The sequence below is a fragment of the Streptomyces sp. NBC_00377 genome, from assembly GCF_036075115.1.
Classification (GTDB): Bacteria; Actinomycetota; Actinomycetes; order Streptomycetales; family Streptomycetaceae; genus Streptomyces.
This window is the reverse complement of the sequence record NZ_CP107958.1, coordinates 1,759,475-1,773,654: the sequence shown is the minus strand read 5'-3', so window position 1 is coordinate 1,773,654 and position 14,180 is coordinate 1,759,475. Positions and strand designations below refer to the sequence as shown.

The 14,180-nt window shown below is 72.9% G+C and carries 14 protein-coding genes; 11 read left to right on the top strand and 3 right to left on the bottom strand.

The annotated features are described in order from the left end of the window. Positions 1-181 precede the first annotated feature (181 nt). From OHS71_RS07845 to OHS71_RS07820, 6 genes are all read left to right on the top strand, one after another. Entirely contained in the window at positions 182-1,015 is an 834-nt protein-coding gene (locus tag OHS71_RS07845) for a M55 family metallopeptidase (protein WP_328478191.1), read from the top strand. Then, positions 1,008-2,312 (top strand): M20/M25/M40 family metallo-hydrolase, encoded by a 1,305-nt coding sequence (locus OHS71_RS07840; protein ID WP_328478189.1) that lies wholly within the window; start codon positions 1,008-1,010, stop codon positions 2,310-2,312. The genes OHS71_RS07845 and OHS71_RS07840 overlap by 8 nt, the downstream gene beginning before the upstream one ends. Positions 2,313-2,328: 16 nt before the next feature. Next, a complete protein-coding gene (locus OHS71_RS07835; protein ID WP_328478187.1) occupies positions 2,329-4,377 on the top strand; it encodes a S9 family peptidase in 2,049 nt (682 codons plus the stop codon). Further along, positions 4,374-5,315 carry a S66 peptidase family protein gene (locus OHS71_RS07830; RefSeq protein ID WP_328478185.1) on the top strand — a complete coding sequence of 314 codons (942 nt, stop codon included), beginning with the start codon at positions 4,374-4,376 and terminating at the stop codon, positions 5,313-5,315. Before OHS71_RS07835 ends, OHS71_RS07830 begins: the two co-directional genes overlap by 4 nt. 194 nt (positions 5,316-5,509) lie before the next feature. Continuing rightward, positions 5,510-5,788 carry a DUF1049 domain-containing protein gene (locus OHS71_RS07825; RefSeq protein WP_328478183.1) on the top strand — a complete coding sequence of 93 codons (279 nt, stop codon included), beginning with the start codon at positions 5,510-5,512 and terminating at the stop codon, positions 5,786-5,788. Between the two features lie 35 nt (positions 5,789-5,823). After that, the gene (locus OHS71_RS07820; RefSeq protein ID WP_328478181.1) at positions 5,824-6,369 is read left to right on the top strand and encodes a GNAT family N-acetyltransferase; all 546 of its coding nucleotides are present in this window, start codon (positions 5,824-5,826) and stop codon (positions 6,367-6,369) included. Here OHS71_RS07820 and OHS71_RS07815 read toward each other — a convergent pair. Both OHS71_RS07815 and OHS71_RS07810 read right to left on the bottom strand, forming a co-directional pair. Further along, positions 6,347-6,694, bottom strand: coding sequence for a DUF6204 family protein (locus OHS71_RS07815; protein ID WP_328478179.1), 348 nt, complete (start codon positions 6,692-6,694; stop codon positions 6,347-6,349). The genes OHS71_RS07820 and OHS71_RS07815 overlap by 23 nt on opposite strands. A gap of 131 nt (positions 6,695-6,825) precedes the next feature. Continuing rightward, a complete protein-coding gene (locus OHS71_RS07810; RefSeq protein ID WP_328478177.1) occupies positions 6,826-7,176 on the bottom strand; it encodes a VOC family protein in 351 nt (116 codons plus the stop codon). A 179-nt stretch (positions 7,177-7,355) separates the two neighbouring features. On the opposite strand from OHS71_RS07810, the gene OHS71_RS07805 reads away from it, so the two are divergent. Beyond that, entirely contained in the window at positions 7,356-7,859 is a 504-nt protein-coding gene (locus OHS71_RS07805) for a phage holin family protein (RefSeq protein WP_328478175.1), read from the top strand. A gap of 129 nt (positions 7,860-7,988) precedes the next feature. Here OHS71_RS07805 and OHS71_RS07800 read toward each other — a convergent pair whose 3' ends face one another. After that, complete coding sequence (locus OHS71_RS07800; protein WP_328478173.1) at positions 7,989-8,942, bottom strand: LLM class F420-dependent oxidoreductase; 954 nt, start codon at positions 8,940-8,942, stop codon at positions 7,989-7,991. Positions 8,943-9,090: 148 nt separating this feature from the next. On the opposite strand from OHS71_RS07800, the gene OHS71_RS07795 reads away from it, so the two are divergent. The 4 genes from OHS71_RS07795 to OHS71_RS07780 are packed head-to-tail and all read left to right on the top strand — an operon-like array spanning position 9,091 to position 14,130. Beyond that, on the top strand, positions 9,091-10,884 hold the full coding sequence (locus OHS71_RS07795) for an NAD(P)/FAD-dependent oxidoreductase (RefSeq protein WP_328478170.1): 1,794 nt from the start codon (positions 9,091-9,093) through the stop codon (positions 10,882-10,884). Positions 10,885-10,888: 4 nt separating this feature from the next. Then, positions 10,889-12,745: a transketolase gene (locus tag OHS71_RS07790; RefSeq protein WP_328478168.1), complete on the top strand. Its 1,857-nt coding sequence runs from the start codon at positions 10,889-10,891 to the stop codon at positions 12,743-12,745. Beyond that, complete coding sequence (gene ligD / locus OHS71_RS07785) at positions 12,742-13,671, top strand: non-homologous end-joining DNA ligase (protein ID WP_328478166.1); 930 nt, start codon at positions 12,742-12,744, stop codon at positions 13,669-13,671. Before OHS71_RS07790 ends, ligD begins: the two co-directional genes overlap by 4 nt. A gap of 45 nt (positions 13,672-13,716) precedes the next feature. Beyond that, entirely contained in the window at positions 13,717-14,130 is a 414-nt protein-coding gene (locus OHS71_RS07780; RefSeq protein ID WP_328478164.1) for a gas vesicle protein GvpO, read from the top strand. Positions 14,131-14,180: the final 50 nt, after the last annotated feature.

Genomic DNA, 14,180 nt, shown 5'->3' with positions numbered 1-14,180 from the left:
AGTGCCGCGCTCGTGGTGGCCCCGGCTCGGCGCTGCCGAGGCCGTGGGTGCGGCCGGCCTGTGGCCGGGCCGTTCGTGCCCTGCCGGTGTGCGGAAGCGCGCGTACGAGCGGAGTCGCTCCCCGGGAAAACGGGGTACGGCCCGCTAGGCTCGGGTTTCCTTGAGAGGACGGGGGCCGGACGTGAAGATCCTCATCAGCGCCGACATGGAGGGCGCCACCGGCGTCACCTGGCCGGCCGACGTACTGCCGGGGACGCCTCAGTGGGAGCGGTGCCGGTCGATGTTCACCTCGGACGTCAACGCCGCCGTGCTGGGCTTCTTCGACGGCGGGGCGGACGAGGTCCTGGTCAACGAGGCCCACTCGACCATGCGCAATCTGCTGCTCGAGCGGCTCGACGAGCGGGTGGAGATGCTCACCGGGCGGCACAAGTCCCTCTCCATGGTGGAGGGCGTCCAGCACGGCGACATCGACGGCATCGCGTTCGTCGGCTACCACGGCGGCGCCGGCATGGAGGGCGTCCTCGCCCACACCTACCTCGCCAACTCCCTCACCGGGGTCTGGCTGAACGACGTACGGGCCAGCGAGGGGCTGCTCAACGCGCACGTCGTCGCCGAGTACGGCGTGCCGGTCGTCCTCGTCACCGGCGACGACGTCACCTGCGAGGACGCGCTCGGATACGCGCCCGAGGCGCTGAAGGTCGCGGTCAAGGACCACGTCTCCCGGTATGCGGCCGTATGCCGTACCCCGGCCCGCACCGCCGCCGACATCCGGGCGGCCGCCAAGGAGGCGACGCGGCTGGCGCTCCGTCAGGAACCGGTACGGGGTGGTCCGTTCACCGTGGAGGTGGAGTTCGACGCCGAGCATCTCGCGATGGCGGCCACCGTCGTGCCCGGCGTCGCCCGCATCGGCGAGCGGAGGATCGCGTACACCAACGGCACCATGTACGAGGGCATCCGTACCTTCAAGGCGGTCACCACCATCGTCTCGGCCGCGATCGAGGAGCAGTATGGCTGACGTGCAGGCGCGGGACGAGGTGGTCCGCTTCACCTCCGACCTCATCCGCATCGACACCACCAACCGCGGCGGCGGCGACTGCCGGGAACGGCCCGCCGCCGAGTACGCTGCCGCGCTGCTCGCGGAGGCGGGCATCGAACCGACCCTCCTGGAGCGCACCCCCGGGCGGACCAACGTCGTCGGCCGGATCGAGGGCACCGACCCGGGCGCGGACGCGCTGCTCGTCCACGGTCACCTCGACGTCGTCCCCGCCGAGGCCGCCGACTGGAGCGTCCACCCGTTCTCCGGCGAGGTGCGCGACGGGGTCGTCTGGGGGCGCGGCGCGGTCGACATGAAGAACATGGACGCGATGATCCTGGCCGTGCTGCGGGGCTGGGCCCGGCAGGGCGTCCGGCCCCGGCGCGACCTCGTCATCGCCTTCACCGCCGACGAGGAGGCCAGTGCCGAGGACGGCTCGGGGTTCCTCGCCGACCGGCATCCCCGCCTGTTCGAGGGTTGCACCGAGGCCATCGGCGAATCGGGAGCGTTCACCTTCCACGACGGGGCGGGGCGCGAGATCTACCCCATCGCCGCCGGGGAGCGCGGCACCGGATGGCTGAAGCTCACCGCACGCGGACGCGCCGGACACGGCTCCAAGGTCAACCGGGAAAACGCGGTCACCCGCCTGGCCGCTGCCGTCACGCGCATCGGTGAACACGTGTGGCCGCTGCGGCTCACCCCGACCGTCCGTGCCGCCCTCACCGAACTCGCGGCGCTCTACGGAGTCGATCCCGATCTGAACGACGTGGACGGGCTGCTGACGAAGCTCGGCCCTGCGGCCGCCCTGGTGGAGGCGACTGTCCGTAACAGCGCCAACCCCACCATGCTGGACGCCGGTTACAAGGTGAACGTGATCCCGGGGGACGCCGTCGCCTTCGTCGACGGGCGCTACCTGCCGGGCGGCGAGGAGGAGTTCCGCTCGACGCTCGACCGACTCACCGGCCCCGACGTCGACTGGGAGTTCCGCCACCGCGAAGTCGCCCTCCAGGCACCCGTGGACGCCCCCCTCTACGCCCGCATGCGAGCCGCCGTGGAGGAGTTCGCGCCCGAGGGGCACGTGGTGCCGTACTGCATGTCCGGCGGCACGGACGCCAAGCAGTTCTCCCGGCTCGGCATCACCGGCTACGGCTTCGCACCGCTGAAGCTCCCCGCGGACTTCGACTACCAGGCCCTCTTCCACGGCGTCGACGAACGGGTCCCGGTCGAGGCGCTGCACTTCGGCGTCCGCGTGCTCGACCGGTTCCTGCGGACGGCCTAGGCGAGCGGGGGAGAACGTGCGGGTCCTGCCCTACGGTTCCTGGCCCTCGCCCATCGACGCGGCCCTCGCGGCCACGCACGACGGGCGCCCCGAGTATGTCGGCTTCGTCGGCGACGAGGTGTGGTGGACCGCGCCCCGGCCCGCCGAGCAGGGCCGCCGCACGCTCGTCAGACGGCGCACGGACGGCACGGAGGAGTCCGTCCTGCCGGCGCCCTGGAACGTCCGCAGCCGGGTCGTCGAATACGGCGGACAGCCATGGGCCGGCGCCGTGCGCGACGGCCGGCCGCTGGTGGTGTTCGTGCACTTCGCCGACCAGCGGCTGTACGTGTACGAGCCCGAGTCGGGTGACGCGCCGCGTCCGCTCACTCCCCTGTCGCCGGTGGGCGGCGGACTGCGTTGGGTGGAACCGCAGTTGCTGCTCGGGCGGAGTGAAGTCTGGTGCGTGCTCGAGGAGTTCACGGGGGAGAAGCCGACCGACGTACGCCGGGTCCCGGCCGCGGTGCCGCTGGACGGCTCGGCCGCCGAGGACCGCACCGCCGTGCGTGAACTCGGTGACGACCGGCGCAGGTTCGTCACCGGAGCCCGCCTCTCGTCCGACGGCCGCCGGGCAGCCTGGCTGGCCTGGGACCACCCGCTGATGCCCTGGGAGGGAACGGAGGTGGTCGTCGCCGACGTCACGAGTGACGGCAAACTGAGCGGCGCCCGGGTGGTGGCGGGCGGGCCGGGGGAGTCGATCGCGCAGGTCGACTGGATGCGGTCGGCAGGCTACGGGCAACCGGGCCCGGACGACGGCGGACGGTCGCCCGTCGACGATCGGAGGTCGCCGCGCGACACGGGACAGCCGGCGGGCGACTGTCTGCTGTATACGAGCGACCGCAGCGGCTGGTGGAACCTGTACCGCGACCATCAGCCCGTCTGCCCCCGCGAGGAGGAGTTCGGCGGCGCCCTGTGGAAGCTCGGGCAGCGGTGGTTCGCGCCGCTGGACAACGGCCTCGTCGCCGTCGTGCACGGCCGTGGGGCCGCCGTGCTCGGGGTCCTCGACCCGGAGACCGGCGGACTCGTCGACGCGGCCGGACCGTGGACCGAGTTCGCGCCCGCCCTCGCGGTGCGCGGTGACCGCGTCGTCGCCGTCGCGGCCAGCCCCCGCAGCGCCTATGAGGTGGTGGAGCTGGACGTCAGGACCGGGCGCGCACGGGTGGTCGGAGCCGCCCACGACGACGCGGTCGACCCGGCCTACTACCCCGAGCCCCAGATCCGTACCTTCGCCGGTCCCGACGGCCGTGACATCCACGCGCACGTCTACCCACCCCACCACCCCGGACATGTCGCCCCCGGCCATGAACTGCCGCCCTACGTCGTACGGGCGCACGGCGGCCCCACCGATCGCGCCCCCCTCGTACTGGACCTGGAGATCGCCTACTTCACGTCCCGGGGCATCGGGGTCGCCGAGGTCGACTACGGCGGCTCGACCGGATACGGGCGGGAGTACCGGGAACGGCTGCGCGAGCAGTGGGGGGTGGTCGACGTCGAGGACTGCGCGGCCGTCGCCCTGGCGCTCGCGGACGAGGGCACCGCCGACCGCCGGCGGCTGGCCGTCCGCGGCGGCAGTGCGGGCGGCTGGACCGCCGCCTCCTCGCTGACCTCCGCCGACGTCTACGCCTGCGGCACGATCCGCTACCCCGTCCTCGACCTGGTGGGCTGGGCGACGGGGGAGACCCACGACTTCGAGTCGCGTTACCCGGACAGCCTCGTCGGCCGGCTCGACGAGGTGCCCGCCCGGTACGCGGAGCGCTCTCCGATCGAGCACGCGGACCGCATCACCGTGCCGTTCCTGCTGCTCCAGGGGCTGGACGACGTGATCTGCCCGCCCGCGCAGTGCGAGCGGTTCCTGGCCCGGCTGGCAGGGCGACCCGTGCCGCGGGCGTACCTCGCGTTCGAGGGGGAGGGGCACGGGTTCCGGCAGGCGGCGACGATGGTGCGCGCCCTGGAGGCCGAGCTGTCGCTGTACGCTCAGGTGTTCGGGCTGCGCCCGCCCGGAATCCCGAGGTTGGAGCTGGTGCAGTGAAGGAACTCGTGCGGCCGTCCCGGCTGGCCCCAGGCGCCCGGGTCGCGGTCGTCGCGCCCAGCGGTCCTGTGGCCGAGGAGCGGGTGCAGGCCGGAGTCGACCTGCTGCGCGGCTGGGACCTCGACCCGGTGATCGCGCCCCACGTCCTGGACCGGCACGAGCGTCTGCCGCACCTCGCGGGCACCGACGCCGACCGGGCCGCCGACCTCCAGCGGGCCTGGTGCGATCCGGGCGTCGACGCCGTGCTGTGCGCGCGCGGCGGCTACGGCGCCCAGCGCGTCGTCGACCTGCTCGACTGGGACGCCATGCGGGCGGCCGGGCCGAAGGTGTTCGTCGGCTTCAGTGACGCCACCACCCTGCACGAGGCGTTCGCCGTCCGGCTGGGCCTGGTCACGCTGTACGGGCCGGTGGCCGCCGGCATCGACTTCATCAAGAACGCCCGCGCCCAGGAGCACCTCAGAGCCACCCTGTTCGCCCCGGAGACGGTCCGGACGATCGGCTCCGCCCGCTCCGGCCCCTCCACCGGCACCGCCCTGGTGCCGGGGCGGGCACGGGGCGTCACCTCGGGCGGCTGTCTCACACTGCTCGCCACCGGGTACGGCACACCGCACACCCGCGCCGGCGCCCGCGGCGGGCTGCTCCTGATCGAGGACGTGGGAGAACGGCCGTACGCCGTCGACCGGGCACTCACCCAGCTCCTGCGCAGCGGATGGCTGGACGGCGTGGCGGGCGTCGTGCTCGGCTCGTGGCACGGATGCGGTCCCTACGAGGAACTGCGGCCGGTCCTCGCCGACCGGCTCGGCGGCCTCGGCGTGCCCGTGGTCGAGGAGTTCGGATTCGGTCACTGTGAGGGAGCGCTGACCGTGCCCCTCGGCGTGCCCGCCACCCTCGACGCCGACGAGGGCACGCTGACCCTCGACACCCCGGCCCTGCGCTGACGCGGGACGCTCCGGCTCTGAGCTGACGCCGGCGGCTTCGGCTCTGGGCTGACGCCGGACCTCCTGGCGTGTGCTGGCCTCCGACGCTCCGGGGCCGCCCGGAAGCTCCCGCCGCGTGCCGGCCCGGGGGCGTGGATCACCCGGAGGGCGCGATCCACCGTGCGTGAGCGCGGCTCAGGGCACACCCTGGTCCTATGAGCCCGAAGACCTCCGGGAGCGGTGGAAAGAGCGGCGCCAAGGGCGGCGGAAAGGGCGCTGAGAAGAGCGGCGCCCGGGGCGGCGCGCTGACGCCGGGCCGGATCGTCGTCCTGACGCTCGCCGTCCTCGCCCTGATCTTCATCTTCGAGAACACCCGCGCCACCAAGATCCGGTTGCTCGTGCCCGAGGTCACGATGCCGCTGTGGATGGCCCTGCTCGCCACGGGGATCATCGGCGCGTTGTGCGGGGCGTACGCCAGGAGGCGCCGGAGCTGAGGACCGGGCCCGGCCCGGCGGCTTAAGGTGGCCGGATGCCGCACAATGCATCCCGTCATCTCGCCGAGGGCCCCCGCGTGGGCATACGCCACTTCACCTACGCGGACGGGCCGGAGTTCACCGCCCGTGCGCGGGAGAGCAAGGACCTGCACCACCCATGGCTGTTCCCGCCGGCCACCGCCGACGCGTACACGGCCTACGCGGGGCGGCTGATCGAGGATCCGACCAAGGCCGGCTTCCTCGTGTGCACGGTGCAGGACGGCGCGGTCGCCGGGTTCATCAACATCAACAACATCGTCCAGGGGGGTTTCCAGTGCGGCGCGCTCGGCTACGGAGCCTTCGCGCACGCGGCCGGGCGCGGGCTGATGCGTGAGGCGCTCGACCTGGTGGTGGACTACGCGTTCGGGCCCATGCGACTGCACCGGCTGGAGATCAACGCACAACCCGGCAACGACGCCTCGATCGCCCTCGCCCGCGCCTGCGGCTTCCGCCACGAGGGCTTCTCCCCGAAGATGATCTACGTCGACGGGGCGTGGCGGGACCACGAGAGGTGGGCGGTCACCGCCGAGATGCGGGCTTGAAGTTGATCTTCATCGTGTCGAGGTCCGTGACCGTCGACCGCAGCCCGGTGCAGCCGTAACCGAGCTCCCGCAGCTCCGCCTCGGCGCGCTCCTCGGCGAGCGCCCCCGCCATCTCCTCGCCGTCCACCGCGTCCGAGACCACCACGTAGCGCATCGAGAAGTGCTTCAGCGGCGACGGCTCGTACGACAACGTGCCCTCCTCGGTGAACCGCATGCTCGTCAGTCCGTGGTCGGCGGCCTCGGCGACGAGGCGGGCCCGGGCCTCGTCGGTGAGGGCGTCCCAGGTGCCCCGGACGATCACCCGGTAGGTGTGCTGCTCACTCACTGCCGCTCCTTCAGGACTGCCGTCGAACGCCCGACGATACGTCGGTGACGGCACGCCGCACACGGCATTTTCGGCGCCGCGGGCGACCCGGGCGCCTCACCGGACCGCCGCCGGTCCACGCGCCCGGCGTCTCACGACCCGCGCCGGTCCGCGTACTCGTACACCGCTCCGTCCGGGTGCCGGACGATCAGGTTGCGGCCCACCGGCGTCGGCACCGGCCCCGCGATGACGTCGGCGCCCAGCTCGGTGAGGGTCCGGTGGGCCTCCTCGACGTCGGTGACGGCGATCGTCGCGGCCACCTTGCGCAGCAGCTCCAGTTCGGCCGGAGGCCCGCTCATCAGCAGGAAGCAGCCGACGGCGGCCACGTGTACCCCGCCGCGCTCGAAGCGGAGCGCACCGGTGCCCGCCAGCCGCTCGTAGAAGGAGACCGAGGCCTCCAGATCGTCGACACAGACACGCAGTGTGGCTCCCAGAATGTCCATGCAGGCGAGCCTAGTTGGGGCGGCCGCGGCGAGGTGATCCCTTCACCCGATCCCCTCCCCGCCGTGCTCCGGCCGCACCTCGCGCCCCACTTCGCGCCCTGCCCCGCGCCGGGGCCTCGTCCCGTCCGGCGGCCGGTCCCGTGGCGTTAAGCGTTCATGACAGCGGGTACCCGCAGGTCATGGAGCGCATGGAGCATCTGGAGCATCTGGACAAGCACCTGGTCGACGAACTGGCGCAGGTGGCACGCGAGACCATCCGCGAGGAGCTGCGCGAGCAGACCCGCAAGCAGCGCCGCACGGCGATGCTGTACGCGGCTTCCGGCGCCGTCGCCCTCTACGCCGGCGCGGCCGTGGCCCTCGCGGTGGGACTCGCCCTGGACACCGGACTGCCGGGCTGGGCCGCGGCGCTGATCACCGCCGCGATCCTCGGGGCCGTCGCGTACCTGCTGCGCGGCGCCGCCAAGCCGCACTCGCCGTCCCGTCCCGCGTCCGCGGGTGAAGCGGGGACGCACGGGGACCCCGGTCGCGTCGTGGGCGGAACGTCGCCGGCCGCCCCGCCCAGCGGCCTGGGCATGCCGTACCCGCCGATGCCGCCGACCGCGCCCGGCGCCCAGGTGCCGGGGCCGGGCGAGGCGCCGCGCGCGGACGACATCGACCCCGAGGGCCCGCACCACCGGGCCTGACGCGCGCGCAGCGCACCCGAAGTGACGTACCACGCCACGAGCCCGGCGCCCGGGCGGCCCTGCGGCAGCTGCTGCCGCAGGGCCGCCCCTGCGTGGCGACCGGGGCCTCTCCTGTGACGACGGCCGGGCTCACTGGAGGCGCGGCAGCACCTTCGTGCGGTAGAAGTCGAAGAAGCCGCGCTGGTCGGGGCCGATCTGGTTGACGTAGATCCGGTCGAAGCCCGCGTCGGCGAAGGCGGTGAGGGCTTCGACGTGCTCGTCGACGTCGTCGCCGCACACCGTGTTCTCGCCGACCATCTCCTCGCTGACCAGCGGCTGCAACTGCTCGAAGTGACTCGGCGTGGGCAGGATCTGCCCCATCTCGCCGGGCAGCAGCTGATTCGACCACAGCCGGTGGACCGTACGGACGGCTTCGGCGCGGTCCGTGCCGTAGCAGACCTTCGTGCCGCCGCTGACCGGCTTGGAGCCGCCGCCGCCCTTGCGGTACTGCTCGACCATCGCCTCGTCCGGCATCATCGTGATGAAGCCGTCGCCCACGCGGGCCGCGAGCGAGGTCGCCTTGGGGCCGAAGCCGGAGATGTCGATCGGGACGGGCTCGTCGGGGACGGTGTAGAGGCGGGCGTTCTCCACCTTGTAGTGCGTGCCGTAGTGGGTGACCTCCTCGCCCGTGAACAGCCGGCGCATGATCTGCACCGCCTCCTCCAGCATCTCCAGGCGTACGTTCGCCGGGGGCCAGGCGTCGCCGAGGATGTGCTCGTTCAGGGCCTCGCCCGAGCCGACGCCGAGGCGGAATCGGCCGTTCGTCATCACCGCGGACGTGGCGGCGGCCTGCGCGACCACCGCCGGGTGGATCCGCACGGTCGGGCAGGTCACGGCCGTCTCGATCGGCAGCGACACCGCCTCCGACAGTGCGCCGATCACCGACCAGACGAACGGGCTCTGGCCCTGTGCGTCGTTCCACGGGTGGTAGTGGTCGGAGATCCACAGCGCCTGGAAACCGGCCTGCTCGGCCATCCGGGCCTGCTCGACGAGGTCTGCGGGGCCGAACTCCTCGCAGGACAGGAAATAGCCGTATTCGGGCATGGGGTATACCTCCGCGACTGGGCGGGTCGGGTCGGGCTCCGGGTACCCGGAGCCCGGACGGGAAACCGGCGGACGTTTGGCCGGCCCTGCCCGGGGGACGCGGACACCTTCGTACGACGACCGTCCGCACCCCCTCCGGAGGCCCACCGTGAGTCGCCCCCGCATCGTGATCGTCGGAGCCGGATTCGCCGGGTACCGGGCCGCCCGCACCCTGGCGCGGGAGGCCAGGGGCCGCGCCGACATCACCCTGCTCAACCCGACCGACCACTTCCTCTACGTGCCTCTGCTGCCCCAGGTGGCGGCGGGCATCCTGGAACCGCGCCGGGTCACGGTCCCCCTGTCGGGCAGCCTGCGTCAGGTGCGGCTGGTGCTCGGCGAGGCCGGTCGCATCGACCTCGACGCGCGCACCGTCCACTGCACGAACCCCGAGGGCGACACGCGCACGCTCGGCTACGACCGGCTCGTGCTCGCCGCGGGCAGCGTCAACAAGCTGCTGCCCATCCCCGGGGTCGCCGAGCACGCGCACGGGTTCCGCAGCCTGCCCGAAGCCCTGTATCTGCGCGATCACCTGACCCGGCAGGTGGAGTTGGCCGCGTCCGGCGCCGACGCGACCGAGCGCGCGGCACGTTCCACGTTCGTCGTGGTCGGCGCGGGCTACACCGGTACCGAGGTCGCGGCGCAGGGAAAGCTGTTCACCGACGCCCTGGTCCGCGCCCACCCCTCGCGCACCGGCATGCGGCCGCGCTGGCTGCTGCTGGATGTCGCGTCGCGCGTCCTGCCCGAACTCGACGGACGGCTCTCCCGCACCGCCGACCGGGTGCTGAGGGAACGGGGCGTCGAGGTGCGCATGGGAACCTCGGTGAAGGAGGCCACGCGTGACGGGGTCCTGCTCACCGACGGCGAGTTCGTCGACACCCGCACCCTGGTGTGGTGCGTGGGCGTACGGCCCGATCCGCTGGCCGAGTCGCTCGGACTTCCCCTGGAACGCGGGCGGCTGCTCGTCGAGCCGACGTTGCAGGTCCCCGGCAGGCCGGAGGTGTTCGCGTGCGGTGACGCGGCCGCCGTGCCCGACCTGGAGAGGCCCGGGGAGTACACGCCGATGACCGCGCAGCACGCGTGGCGGCAGGGCAAGGTGGCCGGGCAGAACGTCGCCGCCTCGCTCGGCGCGGGCGGCGGCGCGGCCGGTCTGCGACCGTACCGGCACAAGGACCTGGGGTTCGTCGTGGACCTGGGCGGCGTGCAGGCCGCGGCCAATCCGCTCGGTGTCCATCTGTCCGGTCCCGCCGCCGCTCTGGTCACCCGCGGTTACCATCTCGCCGCGATGCCCGGCAATCGCGTCCGCGTCGCCGCCGACTGGCTGCTGGACGCCGTACTCCCGCGCCAGGACGTCCAGTTGGGCCTCGTCCGGTCCTGGTCGGTACCGCTGGACACAGCGTCGCCGGAGCTGGCGCGGGTGCCGGACGGCCGCGAGCGCGAGACGGCGGCCCCCGGCCCCGGAGCGGCCACCCGGGCGGACGTGAACGCCGGTGACGCCGGGAACGTCGCGCACGACAGGAACACCGACGACAAGAACACCGACGGCATGAACGCCCACGGCAAGGACGCCGACGGCAAGGACGACGGCAAGGACGCCGACGGCAAGGACGACAGGAATGAGGCGAAGGACGTGAACGACGTGAACCAGACGAACGGTGGGTCCGGCGAGCAGCACCCCTCCCCGGAGGACGACTCGCAGTCGATCACCGCGCCGACACCCGAGGTGGGACGGCACGGCGGGGGTGAGGACGGGGCCCGTCAAGGTCAGTCCTCGCCTGAGGACGGCTCCCGGTCGATCACCGCGCCGACACCCGAGGTGGGGCAGCACAGTTCCGGACCGGCCGCCGGGCGCGAGGACGAGACCGCCGACGGGTCCGGGAAGGCCCGCGGGGAGGGAGACCGGTAGCCCGATGGACACCGCCGAACTCGTCGAACTCGGCCGGCAGTTGCGGGTCGACAGCGTGCGCGCCTCCGCCGCCGCGGGGTCCGGGCATCCGACGTCCTCGATGTCGGCCGCGGACCTGGTGGCCGTGCTGTTCGCGCACCACTTCCGCTATGACTTCGACCGCCCGGCCCACCCGGGCAACGACCGCTTCGTCCTGTCGAAGGGCCACGCCTCCCCGCTGATGTACGCGGCCTACAAGGCCGTCGGCGCCATCGACGACGAGGAGCTGCTGACCTTCCGCACACTCGGCAGCCGGCTGGAGGGGCATCCCACCCCGCAGCGGCTGCCGTGGGTCGAGACGGCCACCGGATCGCTCGGCCAGGGCCTCCCGGTGGCCGTCGGGATCGCGCTGGCCGGGCAGCGGCTGGACCGTGCCGGATACCGCGTGTGGGTGCTGTGCGGGGACGGCGAACTCGCCGAGGGCTCCGGGTGGGAGGCCGCCGAGTACGCGGGACACGAACGCCTCGACAACCTCACGGTGATCGTCGACGTCAACCGGCTCGGCCAGCGCGGCCCCACCCGGCACGGCCACGACCTGGACGCCTACGCCCGCCGGTTCCAGGCGTTCGGCTGGCACACGATCGAGATCGACGGACACGACGTGGACGCCGTCGACCGTGCCTGCGGCGAGGCTGCCTCCACCGCCCGGCAGCCGACGGCGATCCTGGCCCGCACCCTCAAGGGCAAGGGCGTGGCGGCCGTCCAGGACCGCGAGGGCCTGCACGGCAAGCCGCTGCCCGACGCCGACGGGGCGATCGAGGAGCTGGGCGGCATCCGGGACCTGCGCGTGCGCGTGCACGGGCCCGTCGAGGCCCGGATGCTGCGCTCCGTGCCGACCGGTTCCCTCGAACTGCCCCGCTGGGAGGGGGCCGACCGCGAAAAGGGCGTGGCGACCCGTGACGCCTACGGCCGGGCCCTCGCCGCTCTCGGCGCCGCACGCGGCGACATCGTCGCCCTCGACGGCGAGGTCGGCGACTCCACCCGTACCGAGGTGTTCGCCAAGGAGCACCACGACCGGTTCTTCGAGTGCTACATCGCCGAACAGCAGCTCGTCGCGAACGCGGTCGGCCTCGCGACCCGCGGCTGGGTGCCGTACGCCTCCACGTTCGCGGCGTTCCTGACCCGGGCGCACGATTTCGTCCGCATGGCCGCGGTCAGCGGTGCCGGCATCAACCTCGTCGGCTCGCACGCCGGAGTCGCCATCGGACAGGACGGGCCCTCGCAGATGGGTCTGGAGGACCTGGCGATGTTCCGGGCCGTGCACGGCTCGACCGTGCTGTACCCCTGCGACCCCCACCAGACCGCCCGGCTCGTCGCCGCCATGGCCGGCCTTGACGGCGTCCGCTACCTGCGCACCTCGCGCGGCGCCTACCCGGTGCTCTACGGACCGGACGAGGAGTTCCCGGTCGGCGGCAGCAAGGTGCTGCGCTCCTCGGACCGGGACCGGCTGACGATCGTCGCGGCCGGCGTCACCGTGCACGAGGCGCTGAAGGCAGCCGAGGCGCTCGACGCGCAGGGCATCGCGGTCCGGGTCGTCGACCTGTACTCGGTCAAGCCCGTCGACCGGGCCACGCTACGGCGGGCCGCGGAGGAGACCGGGCTGCTGATGAGCGTGGAGGACCACCACGAACAGGGCGGACTGGGGGACGCGGTCCTCGACGCCTTCCTCGACGGCCGGCCGGTACCCCGGCTGGTGCGCCTCGCCGTCCGGACGATGCCCGGCTCGGCGAACCCGGCCGAACAGCTGCACGCGGCGGGCATCGACGCCGAGTCGATCGCCGCGTCCGCCCGGCTGCTCGTGGAGCAGGCGATCGTGCCGTGAGCGGCGGCGACGTACGGAAACTGCGGGTGGGCCGGCACACCGTCGAGGTCCACCGGACGGACAAGGTGCTCTTCCCGGGAGGGAGGGACGCGAAGGAGTACACGAAGGGCGACCTCGTCGCGTACTACCGGTCGGTCGCCGCGTTCATGCTGCCGCACCTGCGCGGGCGCCCGCTGATGCTGGAGCGGCATCCGGACGGGATCGACGGACCCCGCTTCATGCAGAAGAACACCCCCGAGCACTATCCGCAGTGGGTCAGACGGGTCGAGGTGGCCAAGGAGGACGGCACCGTCCGCCACACGGTCTGCGACGACTCCGCCACCCTCGTCCTCCTCGCCGACCAGGCCTGCCTCACCCGGCACCGCTGGCTGTCGCGGGCCGGCCGGATCGACCGTCCGGATGTGATGATCTTCGACCTGGACCCCGCCGACGGCTCGGGTTTCGATGCCGTCCGGGAGGCCGCCGGATGGCTGGGCGAGCTCCTCGACGAGCTGCGGCTGCCCTCGGCGCTGATGACGACGGGTTCACGCGGACTGCACGTCGTCATCCCGCTCGACGGGCACCAGGACTTCGACGAGGTGCGCGGATTCGCCCGGGACGCAGCCGACCTGCTCGTCGACCGGCATCCCGGCCGGCTCACCACCGCCGCCCGCAAGAAGGACCGCGGAGACCGGCTCTACCTGGACGTCCAGCGCAACGCCTACGCCCAGACCGCGGTCGCCCCCTTCACGGTGCGGGCGTTGCCCGGAGCGCCCGTCGCCACGCCGATCACCTGGGAGCAGCTGCGCGATCCGGAGCTGGGACCGCGCCGCTGGACCATCGCGGACGCCGCCGAACAGGGCCGCACCGGCCCTTGGTCCGGGCTGGGCCGCGGGCGGGCACTGGGCCCGGCCCGGCGGCGGCTCGACGTACTTCGAGGCGCGTGAAGGTTTGGCCAAGAACTCTCGGGCCACCCGGAAGTAGAGGTGGCCATGGTGAACACAAAAAGCTCAGCACAGTCACATACGTCACATGAATCGCACGTATCACACGGATCAGACGAACCGCGCGAGTCGCACGACGCGTGTGCGGAGTCGACGGACACGGAAGGAAAGGACGACGTGGCGGAGAACCGGCCGGGCCCGATGGAGGTGCTGCGCCAGGCGCGCGGCCAGCTCACCGAGCTGACCGGCATGACCGCGGAGAGCGTCTCCTCCTTCGAGCAGACACAGGACGGCTGGTCCCTGGAGATCGAGGTCCTGGAGCTCGCCCGTGTGCCCGACACGATGAGTCTGATGGCGAGCTACCAGGTCGACCTCGATCCGGACGGGCAGCTCACCGGCTACCGGCGCGTTCGCCGCTACGAGCGCGGGCGCGCGGACCCACACAGGTCCGGCGGCCGTTAGGCCGCCGGCTCGCAGCACTGCCCGATCATCATCCAATCCGAGACAAGGAG